Origin of the sequence: Amycolatopsis sp. CA-161197, assembly GCF_050942255.1 — a bacterium.
Lineage (GTDB): Bacteria > Actinomycetota > Actinomycetes > Mycobacteriales > Pseudonocardiaceae > Amycolatopsis.
Map to the genome: position 1 here is coordinate 5,835,377 of NZ_CP192059.1, position 21,630 is coordinate 5,857,006.

The 21,630-nt window shown below is 70.7% G+C and carries 19 protein-coding genes; 5 read left to right on the forward strand and 14 right to left on the reverse strand.

The window, feature by feature from the left end; genetic code table 11:
- Positions 1 to 30: 30 nt before the first annotated feature.
- Positions 31 to 894 (forward strand): dioxygenase, encoded by an 864-nt coding sequence (locus tag ACQPXB_RS27205; RefSeq protein WP_366576753.1) that lies wholly within the window; start codon positions 31 to 33, stop codon positions 892 to 894.
- A gap of 84 nt (positions 895 to 978) precedes the next feature.
- Here the strand turns inward: ACQPXB_RS27205 and ACQPXB_RS27210 are convergent, their stop codons facing one another.
- Both ACQPXB_RS27210 and ACQPXB_RS27215 read right to left on the reverse strand, forming a co-directional pair.
- The gene (locus ACQPXB_RS27210; RefSeq protein ID WP_366576755.1) at positions 979 to 1,161 is read right to left on the reverse strand and encodes a DUF397 domain-containing protein; all 183 of its coding nucleotides are present in this window, start codon (positions 1,159 to 1,161) and stop codon (positions 979 to 981) included.
- Positions 1,158 to 2,006 carry a helix-turn-helix domain-containing protein gene (locus ACQPXB_RS27215; protein WP_386945062.1) on the reverse strand — a complete coding sequence of 283 codons (849 nt, stop codon included), beginning with the start codon at positions 2,004 to 2,006 and terminating at the stop codon, positions 1,158 to 1,160. The genes ACQPXB_RS27210 and ACQPXB_RS27215 overlap by 4 nt, the downstream gene beginning before the upstream one ends.
- A gap of 184 nt (positions 2,007 to 2,190) precedes the next feature.
- Here ACQPXB_RS27215 and ACQPXB_RS27220 point away from each other — a divergent pair, with 184 nt between their 5' ends.
- Complete coding sequence (locus ACQPXB_RS27220; protein ID WP_366576759.1) at positions 2,191 to 2,817, forward strand: helix-turn-helix domain-containing protein; 627 nt, start codon at positions 2,191 to 2,193, stop codon at positions 2,815 to 2,817.
- Positions 2,818 to 3,105: 288 nt separating this feature from the next.
- Positions 3,106 to 4,482: an NADP-dependent succinic semialdehyde dehydrogenase gene (locus ACQPXB_RS27225; RefSeq protein WP_432844892.1), complete on the forward strand. Its 1,377-nt coding sequence runs from the start codon at positions 3,106 to 3,108 to the stop codon at positions 4,480 to 4,482.
- Between the two features lie 18 nt (positions 4,483 to 4,500).
- On the opposite strand, the gene ACQPXB_RS27230 is transcribed toward ACQPXB_RS27225, so the two are convergent.
- Genes ACQPXB_RS27230 through ACQPXB_RS27270 form a run of 9 tightly spaced genes read right to left on the reverse strand, consistent with a single transcriptional unit; the run spans position 4,501 to position 13,665 of the window.
- The gene (locus ACQPXB_RS27230) at positions 4,501 to 5,280 is read right to left on the reverse strand and encodes an SDR family NAD(P)-dependent oxidoreductase (RefSeq protein WP_432844893.1); all 780 of its coding nucleotides are present in this window, start codon (positions 5,278 to 5,280) and stop codon (positions 4,501 to 4,503) included.
- Between the two features lie 46 nt (positions 5,281 to 5,326).
- The gene (locus ACQPXB_RS27235) at positions 5,327 to 7,066 is read right to left on the reverse strand and encodes a biotin carboxylase N-terminal domain-containing protein (protein ID WP_432844894.1); all 1,740 of its coding nucleotides are present in this window, start codon (positions 7,064 to 7,066) and stop codon (positions 5,327 to 5,329) included.
- Complete coding sequence (locus ACQPXB_RS27240) at positions 7,059 to 7,982, reverse strand: LLM class flavin-dependent oxidoreductase (RefSeq protein WP_432844895.1); 924 nt, start codon at positions 7,980 to 7,982, stop codon at positions 7,059 to 7,061. The genes ACQPXB_RS27235 and ACQPXB_RS27240 overlap by 8 nt, the downstream gene beginning before the upstream one ends.
- On the reverse strand, positions 7,982 to 8,806 hold the full coding sequence (locus ACQPXB_RS27245) for an HpcH/HpaI aldolase/citrate lyase family protein (RefSeq protein ID WP_432844896.1): 825 nt from the start codon (positions 8,804 to 8,806) through the stop codon (positions 7,982 to 7,984). The genes ACQPXB_RS27240 and ACQPXB_RS27245 overlap by 1 nt, the downstream gene beginning before the upstream one ends.
- A gap of 10 nt (positions 8,807 to 8,816) precedes the next feature.
- Positions 8,817 to 10,334, reverse strand: a complete 1,518-nt coding sequence (locus tag ACQPXB_RS27250; RefSeq protein WP_366576770.1) for an acyl-CoA carboxylase subunit beta — start codon at positions 10,332 to 10,334, stop codon at positions 8,817 to 8,819.
- Complete coding sequence (locus ACQPXB_RS27255; protein ID WP_366576772.1) at positions 10,331 to 10,777, reverse strand: MaoC/PaaZ C-terminal domain-containing protein; 447 nt, start codon at positions 10,775 to 10,777, stop codon at positions 10,331 to 10,333. Before ACQPXB_RS27255 ends, ACQPXB_RS27250 begins: the two co-directional genes overlap by 4 nt.
- Positions 10,774 to 11,262 carry a MaoC family dehydratase gene (locus tag ACQPXB_RS27260; RefSeq protein WP_366576774.1) on the reverse strand — a complete coding sequence of 163 codons (489 nt, stop codon included), beginning with the start codon at positions 11,260 to 11,262 and terminating at the stop codon, positions 10,774 to 10,776. The genes ACQPXB_RS27255 and ACQPXB_RS27260 overlap by 4 nt, the downstream gene beginning before the upstream one ends.
- 20 nt (positions 11,263 to 11,282) lie before the next feature.
- Positions 11,283 to 12,032, reverse strand: a complete 750-nt coding sequence (locus tag ACQPXB_RS27265; RefSeq protein WP_432844897.1) for an enoyl-CoA hydratase/isomerase family protein — start codon at positions 12,030 to 12,032, stop codon at positions 11,283 to 11,285.
- Between the two features lie 16 nt (positions 12,033 to 12,048).
- The gene (locus ACQPXB_RS27270; RefSeq protein ID WP_432844898.1) at positions 12,049 to 13,665 is read right to left on the reverse strand and encodes an ATP-dependent acyl-CoA ligase; all 1,617 of its coding nucleotides are present in this window, start codon (positions 13,663 to 13,665) and stop codon (positions 12,049 to 12,051) included.
- 122 nt (positions 13,666 to 13,787) lie between these two features.
- Between ACQPXB_RS27270 and ACQPXB_RS27275 the strand changes: the two genes are divergently transcribed.
- Positions 13,788 to 14,369 carry a TetR family transcriptional regulator gene (locus ACQPXB_RS27275; RefSeq protein WP_386945050.1) on the forward strand — a complete coding sequence of 194 codons (582 nt, stop codon included), beginning with the start codon at positions 13,788 to 13,790 and terminating at the stop codon, positions 14,367 to 14,369.
- A 110-nt stretch (positions 14,370 to 14,479) separates the two neighbouring features.
- Complete coding sequence (locus tag ACQPXB_RS27280; protein WP_432844899.1) at positions 14,480 to 15,067, forward strand: nitroreductase family protein; 588 nt, start codon at positions 14,480 to 14,482, stop codon at positions 15,065 to 15,067.
- Between the two features lie 57 nt (positions 15,068 to 15,124).
- Here ACQPXB_RS27280 and ACQPXB_RS27285 read toward each other — a convergent pair whose 3' ends face one another.
- The 3 genes from ACQPXB_RS27285 to ACQPXB_RS27295 all read right to left on the reverse strand — a co-directional run bounded on the left by ACQPXB_RS27285 (position 15,125) and on the right by ACQPXB_RS27295 (position 21,623).
- The gene (locus ACQPXB_RS27285; protein WP_432844900.1) at positions 15,125 to 20,140 is read right to left on the reverse strand and encodes an RHS repeat-associated core domain-containing protein; all 5,016 of its coding nucleotides are present in this window, start codon (positions 20,138 to 20,140) and stop codon (positions 15,125 to 15,127) included.
- Between the two features lie 232 nt (positions 20,141 to 20,372).
- On the reverse strand, positions 20,373 to 20,954 hold the full coding sequence (locus ACQPXB_RS27290) for a YbaB/EbfC family nucleoid-associated protein (protein ID WP_432844901.1): 582 nt from the start codon (positions 20,952 to 20,954) through the stop codon (positions 20,373 to 20,375).
- Positions 20,955 to 21,038: 84 nt separating this feature from the next.
- Entirely contained in the window at positions 21,039 to 21,623 is a 585-nt protein-coding gene (locus ACQPXB_RS27295; protein WP_432844902.1) for a type VII secretion target, read from the reverse strand.
- Positions 21,624 to 21,630: the final 7 nt, after the last annotated feature.

The following is a 21,630-nucleotide window of genomic DNA, read 5'->3' on the forward strand; positions in this document are numbered from 1 at the left end:
CGCGAAATCCGGCCGAGAAGAAGGACGCTCATGGAGCTCGTCACCGAGGACAACATCACCGAGCTGGCCGCGCGGCGGTGGGGCACCGCGCACGACCCGCGCACGAAGGAGCTGATGACCGCGCTCGTGCGGCACCTGCACGACTTCGCGCGCGAAGTGCGCCTCACCGAGCCCGAGTGGATGGCCGCGATCCAGTGGCTCACCCGGACGGGCCAGATCAGCGACGAGAAGCGCGAGGAGTTCATCCTCGCCTCCGACGTGCTGGGCCTGAGCATGCTCGTCGTGCAGATGAACCACGCCTTCGACAAGGAAGCGACTCCGGCCACGGTGCTCGGCCCGTTCCACATCGACGGCTCCCCCGAACTGGACTTCGGCGGCGACATGTCCGACGGCGTCGAAGGCACCCCGCTCTACGTCAGCGGCGCCGTCCGCTCCCTCGACGGCTCCCCGGTCGCCGGCGCCCTGCTCGACGTGTGGCAGGCGGACGCCGACGGCTCGTACGAGTCCCAGCTGCCGGAGATCGACGAGGCCCGGCTGCGCGCGAAGTACACCACCCGCGCCGACGGCACCTACTGCGTGCGCACGATCGCCCCGAAGGGGTACTCCATCCCGATGGACGGCCCCGTCGGCGACCTGATCTCGCGCACCGACATCAGCCACTTCCGCCCGGCCCACGTGCACTTCCTCGTCAATGCTGCCGGCCACGAGCCACTGATCACGCACCTGTTCCAAGAGGGCGCGGAGTACCTCGACAGCGACGTCGTGTTCGGCACCAAGCAGGAACTCGTGGTCACCTTCGAACCCCGCGAGCCCGGCCCGACCCCCGACGGCGGCGAGTCGGCCGTGCCCTGGGTCGAGGCGCGCTACGACTTCGTCCTGCAGCCCGCCGGCTGAGTCCGGGAATCCGGAGAATCCCGGCGGCAGAGACAGCAGAAGGCCCCCAGCGCTCACGAATCGCTGGGGGCCTTCTCGCGCGTGCTACTTGGCGATCGCCTCGGTGAAGGCGACCCACGCGGCAGGCGTGACCGTCAGGTGACCGGTTTCCCGGGCCTTCGTGTCGCGAATGCCCACCGCCACCGGCAGGACAGCTGCTTCAACACAGTTGCCCGAGCCGTTCGAGTAGCTGGCCTTGATCCAGTGACCAGCGAACTTCTCGTTCATGGTGTGCTCCGGTGGTCGTCCCTTGCTCGCTTGACCAGGGTATCGCTGGCGTCGAAGTCGGCTGCTGCCGCCTGCAAGCCCGACCGGGCCTTGCGATAGATCTCCACCTGAGCGGAGTCCTCGATCAGCAAGCCGCCGGTCAGCGTGTCGATGTGCGCGAAGGTCGCGCCATCGGTCAGTTCGAACAGGGTGAACGACGTGCCGATCGCGGCGTGGCCGCGCGAACGCTTCGGCAGGACCTGCACCTGAATTCCCGGCCGCTTCGCCGCTTCCGAGAGGCGATCCAGCTGCTCGGCCATCACATCCGGCCCACCGACCGGCATTTCCAAGGCGGCCTCGAAGATCACCGCCCAAAGGGGCGCGGAACTTTGATTTTGCCGATCGAGGCGCAGTTTCACCCGCCGGTCGACCTCGTCTTCAGTCGCGTTCGGCAGGTCGGCGCGGATCACCGCTGCGGCGTACCCCGCCGTCTGCAGCCGCCCCGGAATGAGTGTCTCCTGGAATTCGAAGATCTCGCGAGCTTCGCTTTCCAATTCGAGGAAGTCGGCGAAGGTCCCCAGCCCGCTGTCTTCACTCGCGGCGTCGTGCCACCATCCGCGTTGCTTGGCCGATCGCGCGAGTTTCACCAAAGCATTCGCGGTGTCCTCACTCGCGCCCAATGCCTTGGCCAGTGCATAAGTGTCATCGCCACTGACCTGAAATCGGAACGTCTCGATTCGGGAGACCTTGGCTTCGCTGAATCCAGCCGCTTCGCCGGCCTCGGCAAGCGTCAATCCGGCATCCAGCCGCAGCCGCTTCAGCGCGCCCACCAACCGGCGCCGGCGAAGAGACGGTGCGTTGGCCATGGACTACTCCTATCGAGTGGACTGAAGGCTAAGCATGAATGCAAGACTTGCACTCGGACCAAGTTGTACACCAGTGTAGCGATCAACACACGGGCACCGGGAAGGGGCTGGTCATGGAGGCGAAGAGCATCGGCGGGGTCGCCGAGGCCCTGTTCGCAGTGCATTTCCGGGCGGGGGTCACCCGATGACCGCGGTGGTCCAGCGGTCGGCGCTCGAGCAGCTCGACGTCGTCGCCGCGCGGCTGGAGGAGGTCCGCGTCGCCGAGGGTCTCTCGCTGCGGGAGGCGGGGCGGATCCTCGGGGTGCTCGCCGGGAACATCCACTCGTTCCGGACGCGGGCCCGCACCAGCCAGACCCTGCCGGTCCTCGACGCCTACGCCCGCCACCTCGGGTACCGCCTGCACGTGGTCCTCGTCGAAGACGACCCCGGGCAGCGCCGCCCGCCCTGGCGCGAGCGCATGCCCCACGGCGACAACCCCGGAGACGCCCAGGCGATGTCCGAGCTGTGGCAGCTCCTCCAGCACCTGCACACGCTGCGCCGGAAGGCCGGGCTGACCCGCGACGAGGTCGCCGAAACCCTCGGCATCACCCCACTCACCTTGTGGCGCCTGGAAAACCACCCCGGAGCAGCCGACGCGGCCTTCACCAACGTCCTGTTGTACGCCCGCTTCTACGGCTACACCGTGCAATTCCACCTCGCCGAGCCGCTGGAGGTGACGGCGATGGGCAACTGGATGCGGGACGACGGCTCGGTGATCTACGACGGCAACCCCGAAACCGGCGACGACGAAGACCACCTTCCCGGCGAATGATCTCCCGGCCGCCGCGTTGCGACCCCGACCGGGCGCGGCGGCCGGGTTCCCACTCCCGCCTCGGGCGGGCTGAGCCGAAGCCCCCAGGGACTCACGAACCTGGGGGCTTCGCGCTGCTGCCTTGTCTGCCGCGGATCTGTCTGCCGCGGATCTGTCTGCAGCGGGGTTTGCCTGGTGCGGGTTCGGCCGCCACCGGTTTGCCTGCCGCGCGGTCCGGGAAGACCTAGGCTCGTGCTGGGGGCGGCCCGCGCGGCCGCACCGCGACGAGGAGAAGGGACGGCTCCGCCCATGGCGATCGCCACCACCAACCCCGCGACCGGGGAGACGGTCAAGACGTTCACCGAGCTGACCGAGGCCGAGGTCCGGGACAGGATCGGGATCGCGCACGATCGGTGGCAGACCTACCGGCGCACGACGTTCGCCGAGCGCGCCGCGCTGCTGCACGCCACCGCCGACCTCCTGGAGAAGGAGGCGGACGACGTCGCGCGGATGATGACGACCGAGATGGGCAAGACGCTCGCCTCGGCCCGCGCGGAGGCGCTGAAGTCGGCCAAGGGCATGCGCTACTACGCCGACCACGCCGAAGAGTTCCTCGCCGACGAGCCGCTGCCCGACCCGTCGGTGGTCGGTGCGACGCGGGCGCTGGGCCGCTACCGGCCGCTCGGGGTGGTGCTGGCGGTGATGCCGTGGAACTTCCCGCTGTGGCAGGTGATGCGCTTCGCCGCGCCCGCGCTGATGGCGGGCAATGTCGGGCTGCTCAAGCACGCGTCGAACGTGCCGCAGTGCGCGTTGTACCTGGAGGACGTGTTCCGCCGCGGTGGCTTCCCGGAGGGCTGCTTCCAGACGCTGCTGGTCTCCTCGCGCCAGGTGGAGCCGATCCTGCGGGACGCCCGCGTCGCCGCCGCCACGCTCACCGGCAGCGAGCCGGCCGGGCGTTCGGTGGCCGCGATCTGCGGCGACGAGGTGAAGCACACCGTGCTGGAGCTGGGCGGCAGCGACCCGTTCGTGGTCATGCCCTCGGCCGACCTCGACCGCGCGGCCGAGACCGCGGTGACGGCGCGGACGCAGAACAACGGCCAATCGTGCATCGCGGCCAAGCGGTTCATCGTGCACACCGACGTCTACGACGAGTTCGCCCGGAAGTTCGTGGAGCGGATGCGCGCGCTGCGGGTCGGCGACCCGTTCGACGACAACACCGACGTCGGGCCGCTGGCCACTGAGCAGGGCCGTACCGACGTCGAGGAACTGGTGGACGAGGCCGTCGCCGCCGGCGCCACCGTGCTGTGCGGCGGGCAGCGACCCGACGGCCCGGGCTGGTTCTACCCGCCGACGGTGATCACCGACCTCACGCGCGAGATGCGCATCTTCACCGAAGAGGTGTTCGGCCCGGTCGCCTCGCTCTACCGCGTGGCCGATCTCGACGAGGCGCTGGAGATCGCCAACGCGACGTCGTTCGGCCTCGGCTCCAACGCCTGGACCGAGGACACCGAAGAGATCGAGCGGTTCATCGACGACCTCGACGCCGGGCAGGTGTTCATCAACGGCATGACGGTGTCGTACCCGGAGCTGCCGTTCGGCGGCGTCAAGCGCTCGGGCTACGGCCGCGAGCTGTCGTCGCACGGGATCCGGGAGTTCTGCAACCTCAAGACGGTCTGGGTCGGCTGACGCGCGGGGCCCCGGGCGTCAGAGCACGCCCGGGTACGCCCCGCCGTCGATGAGCAGGCTCTGGCCGGTGACGAACCCGGCCTGCGCCGAGCACAGGTAGGCGCACGCCGCGCCGAACTCCGCGGGCTCCCCGAAGCGGCGGGCGGGGATCGACGCGCGCTGCCCGTCCGCGACGACTTCCGGCGACACACCCGCGTTCGCCGCCGCGGCTTCCTGGCCGGAACGCAGGCGGCGCGTGTCGAACGAGCCGGGCAGCAGGAAGTTGATCGTCACGTTGGCGTGCGCGACGGAGCGGGCGACGCCGGCGAGGAACCCGGTGAGGCCCGCCCGCGCGCCGCTGGAGAGGTCGAGGCCGGCGAGCGGCATCTTGACCGAGCCGGACGTGATGTTCACGATCCGGCCGAACCGGCGCTCCACCATGCCGTCGACGACCAGCTGCACCAGCCGGATCGGCGTCGCCATGTTGGCGCGCACGCCGGCGAACAGCGCGTCTTGGTCGACCTCGCGGAAGTCGCGGAACGGCGGCCCGCCGTTGTTGTTGACCAGGATGTCGACTTCTCCCGCGGCCGAGAGCAGCGCGTCCTGCACGGCGTGGTCGCCGAGGTCGCCCGCCACGGGCACCACGGTGGCTCCGGTGTCCGCCGTGATTTCCGCGGCCGCGGCGCGCGTCGAGTCCTCCGAGCGCCCGTTGACCACCACGGTGCAGCCCGCCCGGGCGAGCTCCACCGCGCAGGCCCGTCCGAGCCCCTGGGTCGACGCGCAAACCACGGCTGTGCGGCCGGCGATTCCGAGATCCACGAGCCTGCTCCCCTGTCCTGCCCCACGGAAGTGTCCCCGGTGGACCTTACCCGGCGATCTCGCAGAGCACCTCGCCCTGGGCGCGGCTGTCGCCGACCGCCACCGCGAGCCCCGTGACGACACCGGATTTGTGCGCCTTCACCGGGTTCTCCATCTTCATCGCCTCCACCACGGCGATGAGGTCCCCGGTCTCGACGGTGTCGCCCTCGGCCACGGCGAGCTTGACGATCGTGCCCTGCATCGGCGTCGTCACCGCATCTCCCGACACGGCCGTCGCGCGCGGGCCGAGTGCCACGGCCGCGGACGCCGCGCGGATCTCGTCGGCCCGGCTGCCCACTTCGGACAGACCGGGCAGCGACACCCGCAGGGCCCGGCCGCCGACGGAGATCGACACCTTGCCGTCGTCGGCGGGTTCGGCGGAGTACTCGGGCAGGACGGTGGCGAAGTCCTCCTCGATCCAGCGCGTGTGGACGGTGAACCCGTCCTCGGCCGTGAACGCCGGGTCGCGCACCACCGCGCGGTGGAACGGAACGACGGTCGCCAGGCCCTCCACCGCCAGTTCGGCCAGTGCCCGGCGGCTGCGCGCCAGGGCCGTCGCCCGGTCGGGCCCGGACACGATCAGCTTGGCCAGCATGGAGTCGAACTGTCCGCCGACGACACTGCCCGCCTCGACGCCGGAGTCCAGGCGGATGCCGGGCCCCTCGGGCACGTCGAAGCGGCGGACGGTGCCGGGCGTCGGGAGGAAGCCGCGGCCCGGGTCCTCGCCGTTGATGCGGAACTCGAACGCGTGCCCGCGCGGCTCGGGATCCGACATGGCCAGGCGCTCGCCGCGGGCGATGCGGAACTGCTCCAGCACGAGGTCGAGGCCGGTCGTCTCCTCGGTCACGGGGTGCTCGACCTGCAGGCGGGTGTTGACCTCCAGGAACGAGATCGTGCCGTCGGTGCCCACGAGGTATTCGACGGTGCCCGCGCCGCGGTATCCCGCCGCCGCGCAGATCTGCTTGGCGGAGGAGTGGATCAGCTCGCGCTGCTCGTCGCTCAGGAACGGAGCCGGGGCTTCCTCCACGAGCTTCTGGTGGCGGCGCTGCAGCGAGCAGTCGCGGGTGCCGGCCACGACGACCGTGCCGTGCGCGTCGGCGAGCACCTGAGCTTCCACGTGCCGAGGGTGGTCGAGATAGCGCTCGACGAAGCACTCACCCCGCCCGAACGCCGCGACAGCTTCGCGCGTGGCGGACTCGAACAGCTCGGGGATCTCCTCCCGCGTACGGGCGACCTTGAGCCCACGCCCGCCACCGCCGAAGGCCGCCTTGATCGCCACCGGCAAGCCGTGCTCGTCGGCGAACGCCACGACCTCGTCGGCGTTCTTCGCCGGCTCCTCGGTGCCCGGGACCAGCGGCGCACCGACGGACCGGGCGATCTTGCGCGCGGTCACCTTGTCGCCGAGGTCACGGATCGCCTGCGGGCCGGGCCCGATCCACACCAGGCCGGCGTCGAGCACAGCCTGGGCGAAGCCGGCGTTCTCCGAGAGGAACCCGTAGCCGGGGTGCACGGCGTCGGCGCCGCTGACCTTGGCGACGTCGAGGATCTTGTCGATGTCCAAATAGGACTCGGCGGCCGTGCTGCCGTGCAGCGCGTAGGCCTCGTCGGCGAGCCGGGTGTGCGGCGCCCGGGCGTCCGGATCTGCGTAGACGGCGACCGAGGCCAGCCCGGCGTCGCGGGCGGCGCGGATCACGCGGACCGCGATCTCACCCCGGTTCGCGACCAGCACCTTCTGGAACTCAGACACGGGAAACTCCCCTCTCCCGGATCCCCGGGAGGACCTCGGTGGCGAACAAGTCGATCGCGCGCTCGTGGTCGGCGCACGCCGGGGCGAAGATCACGCTCTCCGCGCCCGCCACGGCGTACTCCGCGAGCCGCTCCCGCACGCGCGCCGGCGTGCCGAACAGCAGGTAGCGGTCGGCGTAGCCCTCGAAATCCTGGTTGTACAGCTCGCTCACGGACGACACCACCTCACGGCGGGCCCGGTCCCCATCGGTGTCCACAGTGGACCACAGGTACACGCCGCCGCGCACGTCTTCCGGCCGGCGGCCGTGCTCACCGGCCAGCTCCCGCACCTGCTCCAGGCTGCCGGCGAACTGCCGCGGCGTGACCAGGTAGGGCAGCCATCCGTCACCGTGGCGCGCGGCCCGGCGCATCGCCGCCCCGCGCCGGCCGCCCACCCACACCGGCGACCGCCGGTCGGGCACGGGCTGCAGCTCCTGGTCCTCGATCGTCGTGAACTCGCCGCGGAACGTCACCCGTCCCCCGGCGAGCAGTCGCGCCAGCACCTCCAGGGCCTCGTCGGTCCGACGTCCGCGTTCGGCGAGCGGCACCCCGACGGCCTCGAACTCCGGCGGGTGCTCCCCGCCCACGCCGACACCCAGCTCGAACCGGCCGCGCGACACCGTCGCCAGCGTCGCGACGAGCTTGGCCGCCAGCGCCGCCGGGTACACCGGCAGGATCGTCAGCGCGCTCAGCAGGCCGATCCGCTCGGTCGCGCCGGCCGCCGCGGCCAGTCCGACGAACGCGTTGGTGATCGGCCCGTGGAAGAACACGTGCTCGCCACAGCAGAAGAAGTCGAACCCGGCCTCCTCGGCCCTCCGCGCGACCGCCGGGATCTCCCCCGGATCCGCCCCGGGCGGAAACATCAGCCCGACGCGCATCAGCCCTCCCCCGGCACGCGGGCCAGCACCGTGCGGGCCATGCGGACGTGGACGTCGTCGACCATCTGGCCGTCGACGACGGCGACGCCGGAGTCGGCGGCGGCCAGGACGGCGCGCGCGTGGGCGACCTCGTCCGGGGCGGGCGTGAAGACCTCGTGCGCGAGCTCGACCTGGCGCGGGTGCACGCAGATCTTGCCGGTGTAGCCGATCGCGCGGCCCTGTTCGGCGTCGGCGCGGAAGCGGTCGTCGTCGCGGATGGAGACGACGGCCTGGTCCACGGTGGACACTCCGCACAGGTGGGCGGCGAGCCGCACCTCGCTGCGGGCGTACAGGACCTCCTCCCCCCGGGTGGTGCGGACGCCGCCGATGTCGGCGATGTAGTCCTCCGCTCCGAAGTAGACAGCGTCGACGCCCGCGCGCAGCAGTTCACGGCAGAAAGCCACGCCCCGCACGGTTTCCAGCCCGGCGATCACCGGCACATCGGCACCGACCCGTGCGCGCACCGCGTCGATCTCCTCGCGGCGCTCGTACTTGGGCAGCACCACGCCGATCCCGCCCAACGACGCCACCGCCGCCAGGTCGTCGGCGAACCACGGCGACGTGATCGGGTTGACCCGCACCAGCACCGTGGTCGCGGGCCCGGCGTCGAAGTCCGCCAGCGCGGCCACGGTCGTCGCCCGAGCTTCGGCCTTCTGCGCGGCGGGCACGGCGTCCTCGAGGTCGACCACGGCCGCGTCGGGCGCGATCGCCGGGATCTTCGCGATCATCGAGGCTTTCGAGCCCGGCATGAACAGCAGGCTGCGGGGCACCAGTCCGTCCGACATCAAAGCTCCCTCACACCGGGCTGATCAGGTGGTGACGACGGTGGCCGGAACGTTCCCAGCTCCCGGCCGCGCGCAGCCGGCCCAGCAGCTCGGCCCGCAGGGCCTCCGGCTTCACCACCGTGTCGACGTGCAGCTCACCGGCCAGCCGCAGCAGCGTGAAGTCCGCCGCCTGCTCGGCCACGCGCGCCTGCACGAACGCCTCGCGCTCGGCCGGGTCCTCGATCGCCGCGATCTTGTTGGCGTACACCGCGTTCGCGGACGCCTCGGGCGACATCGTGCCGATCGTCGCGGTCGGCAGGGCGATCGTGGCCCGCGGCTCGAAGCCCGGCGCGCACATCGCGTAGAACCCGGCCGCATACGCCTTGCGCAGCACCACGCTGAACTTCGGCACCTCGGCGCTCGCCATGGCCGCGACCATCTTGGCGCCGTGCCGGATGATCCCCTGCCGCTCCACCGCGACGCCGACCATGAAGCCCGGCACGTCCTGCAGGAAGACCAGGGGCACGTTGTACGCGTCGCACATCGAGATGAACCGCGCCGCCTTGTCGGCCGAGTCCACGAAGATCGCGCCGCTGCGCACCGACGGCTGGTTCGCGACGAGCCCGACGGTCTGCCCGCCCAGGCGCGCGAACCCGGTCACCATCTCCTCGGCCCACGCGGACTTGATCTCGAAGAAGCTCCCGGCGTCCACGAGCCGCAGGATCACGTCGCGCACGTCGTAGGCCGCGTTGGGGTCCTCCGGGATCAGGCCCTCGGGCCAGTCCGGGATCTCGGGCGCCACGGCCTCGGCGCGGGCGGGAGCCGAACGCCAGTCGTCGGGCAGGTACGACAGCAGCAGCCGCGCCGCCGCGATCACCTGCCAGTCCTCGTCGAACACCTCGTCGCCGCAGCCGGAGACGGTGGCGTGCATGGTCGCGCCGCCCATCTCCTCCAGCGTCGTGCGCTCGCCGGTCACCTTCTCCGCGACCCGCGGCGAGGCCAGGTACATCGACGCGTTGCCCGCGACCATGCCCACCCAGTCGGTGAACGCCGGCATGTACGCGCCGCCGGCGGCCGAAGGTCCGTGCAGGCAGCAGATCTGCGGCACCCGCCCGGAAAGCTTCACCTGCAGCTGGAAGATCCGCGAAGCCCCGCGCCGCCCGGAGAAGAACCCCAGCTGGTCGGTCAGGCGGCCGCCCGCGGAGTCGACGAGGTAGAACACCGGCAGCAGATCGCGGTCGGCGCGCTCCAGGATGCGCACCTGCTTCTCGCACGTCAGCTCGCCCCACGACCCGGCCTTCACCGAGAAGTCGTGGGCGATCACGGCGACCGGCCGGCCCTCGACCGTGCCGACGCCGGTGAGCACGCCGTCGGCGGGCAACCCGTCGCCCGACGCGTCGGCGAGCAGGCCGTCCTCGACCCAGCTGCCGGGGTCGAGCAGCAGCGCGATGCGTTCCCGCACCGGGAGCTTGTTCGGCCAGCGGCTCGAATCGCCGCCCGCCAGCGCGACCTCTTCGGCCTTCTCGAGCTCGGCCGTCACCTCGCTCATCGCGCCGCCTCCTCCGTGACCACCAGGGTCTTCAGCGACGCCGCGAGCACGGTCTCGCCGCGCTGGTTGAGGATCCGGAACGCCGACGTCACCACGCCGCGGCCATCGCCGCGCGGCGTCAGCTCGGTGACCTCGGTCTCGACGTGGATCGTGTCGCCCACGCGCACCGGCGTGATGAACCGCAGCTTGTCGATGCCGTAGAACGCCTTCATCGCCTCGGGCCAGAACGTGACCAGGCCCAGCGCGACCGAAAGCGACAGCGCGCCGTGCGCCACCCGCCCGCCGAACACCGGGTCGGCGCCGAAGTACTCGGCGTCGGTGTGCGCCGGGTGCCAGTCGCCGGTGAACATGGCGAACTGCACGATGTCGGTCTCGGTGATCGTGCGCGCCCGGCTGACGTGGGTGTCCCCCACCTTGATCCGGTCGAAGTACTCGGTGATCACGCGGCATCCCCTTCCGGCCGGCGGTGCATCAGGCCCGTGCGCTTGGCCCGGCAGACCAGCTCGTCGCGCTGGTTGTAGGCGCGGTGCTCGAACACGACGATCCCGGCGTTCGGCCGCGACTTCGACGCCCGGGCCTCCACGACCTCGCTCTCCACGCGGATCGTGTCGCCGGCGAACACCGGCTTCGGGAACTCCACGTCGGACATCCCGAGCTGCGCCACGATCGTGCCCAGCGTCAGCTCGTACACCGAAAGCCCGACCACGAGCGCGATCGTGAACATGCTGTTCACCAGCGGCTTGCCGAACTCGGTGCGCGAGGCGTAGTCGGCGTCGAGGTGCATCGGCGCCGGGTTCATCGTCATGGTCGTGAACAGCACGTTGTCGGTCTCGGTCACGGTGCGCCGCGTCGCGTGCTGCACCACGGTGCCGACTTCCAGCTGTTCGAACCACCGGCCCGAAACCGGGCGATCGGTGTCTGTGCTCATCGTTTTCCTTCCGTACCCAGTCAGAGCCTGCCGAACCGCGGCGCTCTCCGCTCGGCGAACGCGGCCAGCCCCTCCCGCGCGGTGGGGCCGGCCAGGTGCGCGAGCAACGTCTCCCGCTCCGCGGTGATCGCGGCGGCGGGTTCCTCGGCGAGTGCCGTGCGGTGCAGGCGTTTCATGCCGCGCAACGCGTCGGGCGCGTGCCGGGCGAGGCGCGCGACGAGCGCTTCGACGGCGTCGTCGAGCTCGGCCGCGGGCACCGCGCTGCTCACGAGCCCGAAGCCCGCGGCGGTGGCGCCGTCGACGATTTCCCCGGTGTAGAGCAGCCGGCGGGCGATCGCCGGCGCGACGGCGTGGGTCAGGCGCACCGAACCGCCGGCACCGGGCAGCAGCCCGTACTCGAGGTGCCGGTCGCCGATCTGCGCGGTCTCGCTGACCACGGCGAGGTCGCAGGCCAGCATGATCTCGCAGCCGCCCGCCACCGCGTAGCCGTCGATCACGCACACGGACACGAACGGCGCGGCTTCCAGCCGGTCGAGCGTCACCCCGATGGAGGTGATGTACTCGCGCACCTCGGCCGGGTCGTCGAGCACCGAACGCAGGAACTTCAGCTCGGCGCCGGCCGACAACGTCCCGCCCCGCCCGCGCACCACGACCACCGAGCAGTCTCCGGCGGCCGTGATCGCCTGGTCCAGACCGCCGATCACCTCGGGGCTGAGCGCGTTGCGCGTGGCCTCCTGGTCGATCGTGATCCGGCCGACGGGACCGTCCACACTGAACTCGACGGCCTCACTTCCTGATGACAATGCCCGCCGCCTCCCGGTCCCACAGCTCGCCGACGCGGTCCGCGGCGGCGGTCTTCAGCTTGTACTTCTCGATCTTCTCGCTCGGCGTCTTCGGCAGGCCGTCGATGAACTCCAGGTACCGCGGCACCATGAAGTACGGCATCCGCTCGTCGCAGAACGCGATGATCTCCTCGTAGGTGGCGCTCGCACCCTCTTCGAGCACGACGTACACCATCAGGTCGTCCTCGCCCAGCTCGGAAGCCACGGGCACCGCCGCGGCCTCGAGGATCGCCGGGTGCTTGCAGACGATGGTCTCCACCTCGTAGGCGGAGATGTTCTCGCCGCGGCGGCGGATGGCTTCCTTCTTGCGGTCGGAGAAGAACAGGTACCCGTCTTCGTCGAGCCAGCCGCGGTCGCCGGTGTGGAACCACAGGTCGCGCGTGGCGCCGACGGTGGCGTCGGGCATCTTGTAGTACTCCAGCATGGTCATGCCGGGTTCGTTGGGGCGCAGGCGGATCTCGCCCACCTCACCCGTGGGCACGGCGCGACCCTCGTCGTCGACGATCTGCACGCTCATGTCCGGGCGCACGCGTCCGGCCGACGGCACCTTCTCCGGCGAGTCGTCCGGGCTGAACACGGTGACCGCGCAGTTCTCGGTCATCGCGTACACCGACGTCACGCGCGTGCCGTAGCGCTCCAGGAATCCCTGCGCCAGCTCGCGGGAGTTGGGCACCATCATGCAGATCCGCACGGAGTGGTCGCGGTCGCGCTCCGACGGCGGCTGCTGCCAGATGATGTTCGCCATCGCGCCGAGGCAGTTGAACACCGTCGCCTTCGACTCGCGGATCTGCGACCAGAACCGGCTGGCCGAGAAGTGCGGGTAGAGCGCCACGGACGCCTCGGCCCACAGCGCTGCGTAGACCGTGTACCAGAGCGCGTTGCCGTGGAACACCGGCAGGCAGGTGTAGAGCACGTCGTCCTGGCGGTAGGAGTTGAGCGACGCCATCTGGTGCCCCACGGCGTGGCCCTGCGCCTGCGGGCAGATCGCGCCTTTCGACGGCCCGGTGGTGCCGGAGGTGTAGAGGATCAGGTGCGGGTCGTTCCAGCGCACGGGTTCGGCCGGCCGCGGTGGCTCGGGTGAGGCCTGGCCGAGGTCGGCGAGGTCGTGCGTGGTGATCCCGTCGAGCGCGGCCAGCTGCGCCGGGTCGGAGCCGAGCCCCAGCACCGTGCGCACGGCCGGCACCTCGGGCAGCACGGCGGCGACGCGCGCGAGCAGGTCACCGGCCACGCACACGGCCGTGGAGTCGGACTGGTCGAGGAAGTAGCGCAGCAGCTCGCCCTTGGCGGCGGTGTTGAGCGGCACCGCCACGGCGCCGAGCTTGCCCAGGCCCCAGAGCGTCCACAGGAACTCCGGGCCGTTGGGCATCATCATCGCCACGTGGTCGCCCCGCGTGATGCCGAGCGCCGCGAACCCGTTGGCGTAGCGGTTGGTCATCTCGTCGAGGTCGCGGTAGGTGAAGGTGCGCCCCGCCCAGTGCAGGAACGGGCGGTCGCCGACGCGGGCGGCTTTGTCGGCGAGGATGTGCGCGGTGGTCCTCTGGTCGATCTCGTAGTAGCGCATCTTCGGGCTGCCTCCAAGTCTCGCCTCCGGACGCTAACCGCACGGGCGCGATCGGTCAACAAACAGTTGTTGCACTCGTTCTGCCCATCGACTCGTCACTCGCCGTAGTGTCTAATGGGCGGGTGTCCGAACGAGCCACCGACTACGTCACGCCCATCGTCGAGATCGCCGCGAGCCTGTTCGCCCGAAAGGGCTACCACGGGACCTCCATGCGCGACATCGGCCGGGAGGTCGGCGTGCACGCCGGAAGTCTCTACGTGCACATCCAGAGCAAGGAGGACCTGCTCGAGGCGATCGTGCACAGCATCATGGAACGCTCCGAGCGGGACATGGAGGAGATCCTCGCCGCCGGCGGCACCGCCACCGAGCAGCTGCGCCAGGTCGCCGCGCGCGACCTCAAGCTGATCGGCGAGAACAAGGAGTTCGCCACCGTCTTCTTCCACGAGTGGCGCAACCTCAGCGAACCGCGCCAGCAGGCCGTGATCGCCAGCCGCGACCGCTGGGAAACGGGACTGCGCAGCATCATCACCCAGGGCATCGAAGCGGGCGAATTCCGCGAAGCGGACCCGCGCATCGCCGGCATCGCGCTCACGAGCATCCTGAATTGGGCGTATGTCTGGTATTCCCCCGACGGATCGCTCACCACCGAGGAACTCGCGGACCGCTTCGCCGACCTGCTGATCGAAGGCCTGCGCGCGCACTGAACCGCGGCCTGTGGTCACGGTCTCGCGAGGCGCGCGCCCCCGGCTCGCGGACCTATGATCACGGCATGCTCGAACTCTCCCCCGACTAGCTGCTGTCCACCACGCGCGCGGTGCGCAAGCGCCTCGACTTCACCCGCGACGTGCCCGACGACCTCATCCGCGAATGCGTCGCCCTCGCCCTGCAGGCCCCGGCCGGCTCGAACATCGTCACGGCCCGCTTCGTGGTCGTTCGCGACGAAGCCAAGCGCCGCGCCATCGGCGAGATCTACGGCTCGATCTTCGCCCAGTACAAGGCTTCCCCCGGCTACCCGGGCAACAACACGGGCGAGACCGAGCGGGACCGCGTGCAGTCCCGCGTCGCCAGCTCGGCCGACTACCTCGGCGACCACATGGGCGAGGCGCCCGTGCTCGTGCTGGCCTGCAACGAAGGCACCGACCGCGCCTCCGCCACTGCGGGCGTGTCCAACGTGCTGCCCGCCACCTGGAGCTTCATGCTCGCCGCGCGCGCCCGCGGCCTCGGCACCGCCTGGACGTCCATGCACGTGGTCCGAGAGAAGGAGGTCGCGGACCTCCTCGGGATCCCGTACGAGACCGTCGCGCAGGCCGTGCTGACCCCCCTGGCCTACACGAAGGGCACGGACTTCCGCCCGGCGTCCCGGCCCGCCCCGGACGAGGTCACCCACTGGGACAAGTGGTGACCACCGCTTGACCGACGCCGGCCTGGAATCGGCATCGATTCCAGGCCGGCGCCAGGACTACCTGTTCGACTTCGGCGGATTCAGCAGCGCCAGACCCGAAGGGTTGTCACCCGACCCCGAAGCCCGGAACTCGTCACTCGCTTTACCCCAACCATTGATCTTTTCCCAGTTGGCTGTGCTGAGTTTGTCGTCAATGTTATTCGTGAAGTAATTCAGGTGATTTTTGGCGACCGGGTCGAACCGGCCGGCTTCGGCGACGTGCATGGCGGTCACTCGAAGTGCGTCCGTCGATCCCTTGGCGCTGTTCGACATGTCATCCACGGCGTTCGCCAGGGTGTTGGGGCCGAAATTCTGATTGTACTTTTCGTTGGGAGGATACGCGATCGATCCGATGTCCGGCTTGTGCACGGCTCCGGGCGCTGCATGGTTCGGATCGATCCGCACATCCTTGTGGTACTCGTGCGTCGGATCGTAATGGAACGTGTCGGGGCCGCCACCCTCATCCTTCTTGAGGTACCCGACGATGTAGCCGTTTTGTTTGTCCACCACCATCTTCAGGCCGGTGTCCCCGCCCGCCCCCTCGAAGCCGAGCTTTCCTACACCGACGTGCGCGTACTGCTGCTGCTGGCCGGGTAGTTTGGTCAACGGGTGCGGCCCCGCCCCCTTCTGCCAGCCGAGTTTCTCCCGGTAATCCTTTACGACTTTCCCGAACTCCTGGGCTTGACACGGAGTCAGGCCCAGCGGGTCGACCCAGCCGGTGGGGTTGCGCACGTAGTTCTGCGAGTGCGCCCCGGGAACGAGACCAAGCCGGTCATGGGTGGTGTAGCGGCCGGTGGCGGGGTCGTAGTAGCGGTGGAAGTTGTGGTGCAGGCCGGTTTCCGGGTCGTGGTACTGGCCGGGGAACCGCAGTGGTGTGGCGGCGCTCGCCCCGGGTTGCGCGCCACCCCACAGAGTGGCGGTGGCGTGGTGGGCGAGGGTGCCCTGCGCGTCGACCAGTTCCGTCGGTTTCCCGACCAGGTCGGTCACGACGGCGAAGAAGCGCTGGTCGACCCACTGCTGCGAGCCGCCCGGCGCCGGCACGCGCTCGGTCTGCCCGATCACCCGCAGGCCGTCGGGCGCCCAGTCCCACACGAGCGCGTGTCGTCCATTGTGGACCTGCTCGACGAGTTCGGTGCCGTCCCAGCAGAACTCGACCTGCTCGAGCACTTCCCGGCCGTCTCTGCCGAGGCGTTGCTTCGCCACGCGCCGGCCGAGCCCGTCGTGCACGTAGCGCCAGCGCTGCCCGTCCGGGGTGACCACGCCGACGAGCCGGTCATCCGCGTCCCACGTGTAGCGCCACGTGTCCACCACGCCAGGCGTGCGTTCCACCTGCCGCAGCACCACCCGGCCCTCGGCGTCGTGCTGGTAGCGCACCGCGCCGGCCTGCTCGAGCAGCGTGCCGGCGTACCGCCGGTTGCCGCGCGCCTGCTGACCGGCCGCATCCGCGACCGTCGCCGCCGGCGTGACCGGCCAGTCGGCGTCCACGATGTTCCCGGCCGGGTCGTAGGCGTAGCGCTCCGACCAGCCGGGCCCGGTCACCGCCAGCACCCGGCCGAGCGGGTCCACGTCGAACTGACGCGGCCCGCTCACCCGGTCCTGCACCGTGGTCAGGTGGCCGTCCGACCGGTAGCCGTACGTGCGCTGCTGCAGCACGCGATCCCCGGCGGCCGCGAGCGTCTGCGCCCGCAGCTGGTGAGCCTCGTCCCAGGACTGGACCAGCCGCACCGCCGGGCCCACCTGCCGCTGCACCTCCCGGCCGAGCGCGTCGTAGCCGAACCGGACCAGTTCGCCGGCCGTGCGCAGCGACAGCGGCCGCCCCGCCTGGTCGTACTGCCAGGTGCTCTCCGCGCCGGACGGGGTCCGCCGCCACACCCGGTTGCCGGCCGCGTCGTAGCGGAACGCCACGGTCCGGCCGTTGAGCTCCTCACTCAGCACCCGGCCGAGGGCGTCGTAGCGGATCTTCAGGTCGGTGTCGTCGTTGATGGCCCGGGTGATCCGCCCCGCCGGGTCGTAGGTGTAGCGCGTGACCGACTGGTCACTGCGGCGCTCGATGATGTTGCCGATCGCGTCGTGGGTGAGCCGCACGGTCTGCCCGACCGCGTTGCTGTACTCGACCAGCTCACCCGCGGCGTCGTGGACGTAGCCGATGGCCCGGCCGTTGTAGTCGGTCTCCCCGACCAGCCGGCCCACCGGGTCGTAGGTGTAGCGCCACACCAGGCCCTGCTGGTTGGTCACCGACGTCAGCCGCAGCTCGGTGTCGTAGGTGAACGCCAACCGGCTGCCATCCGCCGCGGTACGAGCCACCTCGCGGTCGAAGTGCGCGACCTCGGTCCGGGTGACCACACCCGCAGCGCCCGTGGCCTGCCGCAGGTTGCCCTCACCGTCGTAGCCCAGCTGCTCGGTGGTCCCGTCCGGCAACGTGCGGGACAGGAGCGCACCCTCGACGCTCCAGCGAAGCCGGGTGACCCCGCCCAGCGGGTCGGTGATCTCCGCCGGCCGCCCGAGCTCGTCGTAGCGGTACCGCGTGACCGTGCCGAGCGAATCGACGACCGCAACCGGCAGCCCGGCCACGCCGTACTCGACCCGGCTCGTGCGACCCAGCGCATCGGTGACCGTGCTCGTGCGGCTCGCCGCGTCGTAGGCGTAGCTCGTGCGCGCCCCGCTCGGATCGATCTCGGCACTCAACCGGCCGGACTCGGTGTACTCGCGCCGCCATACCGCACCGTCGAAGTCCACGAAGGTCACACGCCGGCCCGCTGCGTCGTACTCCGAACGCGAGCGGCTGCCGTCCGGCCGGACCACCGCGGCCGGGCGCCCCGCCTCGTCGTACTCGTAGCGCGTGGTCCGCCCGAGCGGGTCGGTGCTCGACAGCAGCGCCCCGTATTCGTCCCACTCCGAAGCGGTGACGTGGCCCAGAGGATCGGTCTGCCGGACCACCCGCAGGTTTTCGTCCAGTTCGAAGGTGGTGACCTGACCCAGCGAGTCCGTCGCCCGGGTGAGCAGGTTTTCCCGGTCGTAGTCGAAGGTGTAGCTGAGGTAGCCGTCCTTGCCTTCGGTCTCCACGCAACGCCCCGCAGCGTCGTACCGGTAGCGGTAGGACATGTCGTTGCGGTCCTGCCAGCGGATGACCCGCCCCTCGGCGTCGTAGCCGAACCGCAGCGACTGCCCGGAGGAGTTGACCACCTCGACCAGCCGCCGCTGCTCGTCGTAGCCGTAGCGCACCAACACGACGTCCGAGTCCTCGTCCGCCGGGTCCGCGGGGAGCAGGCGCAGCGTCTCGATCAGACCGTCGCCGGTGTCCACCGCGATCCGGTACCCCGCCGAATGGGCGATCCCGACCAGCGTGCCGTCCTCGTTGCGGACGAACTCGATCTGGTTGCCTTCGCCGTCCCGGATCCCGCTGATCGCCAGCCGGCCCGTGCCGTCGTCCTGGAAATGCAGCAGGCGATCGCGGTCCAAGCAGGCGATGGCGTACCCGCCCTCGGTGCGCAGCAACGGCCAGCGCGGACCGGAATCGGGCAGCACCCCCAGGCCGTCACCTTCGGGCAACGGGGTGCTGTAGTTCAGCAGCATCCCGTCGTCCGCGGCGAAGTAGAACCCGTCCGGCTCCACATCCAGCCGCTGGTCCACCGTGGACGCCCAGCCGGCGCCGAAGTACCCGCCCAGCCGATGCGTCGACAGGTGGGTCCGGGCCAGCACCAGCGGCAACGCCGCACTCAGCTCGACGTCCTGCTGCGTCATGATCATCTGACCCGTGGCGACGTCGACCGGGTCACCACAGGTGGGCTTGGTGTCGGCGGGCTTGTCGTTCGCCTTCGGATCGGTGTTGGCGTCCTTGACCGAACTCGGCCCCGTCTCACCGCCCTTGCCACCGCTCTTGGGCAGCCCCTTCGGGGTCCCCCCACCTCCGGGGGCCGGGCTGGCGTCGAGACCCTTGGGGGTGGGAGCCGGGTCCGGACCGCTCTTGGGCGTCGGAGGCGGGTCGCTCTTCGGCGGCGGCGGGGTGCCGCCACCACCCGAGCTCGAGGCATGCGTGGAATCGTCGCCCTTCGGCGGGGGCGGCGGGTCGCTCTTGGGCGGTGGCGGGGTGTCGCCGGCGCTGGAGGAATGCGTGGAATCGTCGCCACTCGACTTGCCCGGGGGCGGGGTGTAGTCCTTGGGCGTGCCCTCGTAGCCGCCGCCCTTGGGCGTGCCGCCACCGTCACCACCGGGGGTCTTCACCGGCGGCGCCTTCGGAGTGCCACTGAGGTCACCGGCCTTCGGCGGCGGAGCGACCTTGCCGCCCTTGAGACCCTTGAACGCCTTGCCCGCGTCCTCGAACAGCGTCCCGGCTTTCTTCAGCAACGGGACCAGGGCCTTCAACGCCTTGACGAGCTTGGTGACCAGGCCGGTGATCTGCGAGGCCGTCTTCGCCACGGCGCTCACGACCTGGGGCACGACCCACGCCAGGCCGATGCCGAGGGTGAACACCACCTGCAGCGCCCAGCTGATCAGGTGCCCGATCAGCTCGGAGATGATGTCGCGCACCAAAGTGCGGACCGCGGCCACCACTTCACCCGCGGTCTTCACCCCGGATGAGGCGCCGTCGCAGCCCTTCTGCGCCGCCTGCAAGGAGGTGGCCAGATCCTGCCCGCGCTGCCGGTAGGCATCCGACGCCGATCCGGACCACGACTGCAGGTCGGCGTTGATCGCGTCGGTCAGGTCCGAGGAAACGGAGCCCAATTCCTTGGCGACGTTGGCCCACGTCTCCGACTGGGCCTTGATCTGATCCGCGTTGCCGGTCAGCCCGTTGAGCGCGTCCTTGAGCGGACCGACGTGCTCCATCAGCCAGCTGACCCCGGCCGCGAGGATCGCACCGAACGGGTCCATCGCCACGGACAACGCGTCCAGCGCGGTTCCCACCGCACCCATGGCGACCGACGCCCAGTCGCCCGACTCGATCGCCGTGGACAGGTCGTTGGCGGTTTCCAGGAGCGAAATCCCCGAATACGCCTTCGTCGAATCCTGGGTCTGCGCGATCAACGGATTGCTCACTTCGACACCCCTCCTATGCCGGCGAGCGAACCCTGCCGGGAAAAAAGAAATTGCGCAGAAAAAACTGCACATGATTCCGGCCAACACGGCAACCGGGAATTCGGCAGTTTCTCTTCGGCCGACATCCGCGACCGTCGTTTCAATCGTGATTGCGGCCGGCCGGACAAGCCGGCCGCAACCACGGAGCACCCGGACCCAACACGAATCCACTGTCCTCAGTGGACAGCGGGGATCACCAGGGGTTGTTGTCCTGCTCGTCCGGGTCGATGCCACCCCGGCGGCGCGGCGCGGCCGGACCGGCCGGGCCCGGCGGGGCGGCGGGCGGCGGGGTCGCGGCACCGCCGGCCGACGGGGCGGGCGGCACCGGCGGGGTCGGGGCCGGCGGCTCCGGCTCGCCCGGGCCGTCTTCGGGCTCGTCGAGGTCCGGGAAGCGGCTGCGGAGGCTGCCGAGCAGTGCGGAGCGGGTGTCCTGGTCCTCGTCGCCGAGGTTCTCGGTCATGACCTCGGCCACGCGCTGGGTGATGCCCGACTGGGCGCGCCGCATGGTGTCGAGCACCATGCGGGCCAGTTCCTCCGGCGGCATGGTCCGCGTCTTGGACCCGAAGACCAGGTCGGACACGACCCCGTCGGCGCCGACGGTGACCCTGACGGTGCCGTCGGGGCTCGACGCCGTGAGACGCAGCCGTTCGGTCTCCTGCTGGGCCGCCGCGTAGCGCTCGGCCTTGCGGGCGAAGCCCGCCGCCCACTCGTCCATCCGCCGGATCGCCTCGTCGGGCTCCCTGATCAGGTCACCCAACCCTCCCGCACTGGTCATGGTGTTCGTACTCCTCGATCTGCCTGCTGCTGAACTGTTCGGGTGGCGCCGGGCGGACCTCGCCCGGCGCCACGGTGTCACCCGCTACTCGGTGACCGTGCCGATCCGGAACGACGACGGGTTCACCACGGGCTCGTCGGGCACCGTGGTGCCGACCCGGAACCTCGGCTGCTCGGGCGCGAGCGGCTCCGCGGCCTCCCTCGGCACCGTCGTACCGATGCGGGGCGACAGCGGCTCCTGCAACGGCTCACTCGGAATCGTCGTCCCGATGCGCGGCGACAGCGGTTCGCTGCCGGACGGGTAGCTGCTCGACGAGTAGCCGTCCGAGCCCCCGTTGGTCAGGCCCGCGGCGTCGTCGCTGCCGGCCAGCTGCTTGAGGAACGGCTGCGCCTCCTGGGAGTCGCCGTCCTGGTACGCCTGCGCCGTGGTGCGGACGTTGTCCGCCGTGGTCTGCATGCCCTCGGCCGCGGCGCTCACCGCGTCCTTGGCCTGCTGCCCCGTCGGGTTCACGATCGGCGGGAGAAACGCGCACAGCAGGCCGTAGGCGTCGTCGCTCAACGCGTAGTCCGCCGCTTGCACGGCGTTGTTCAGCCGGTCCACGAGCCCGTCGAGGTGGCTGGCGTGCGCCGTCAGCTCGTCGGGTTCGACGTCGAAGCCTCCGCTGGTCATCCCCGCC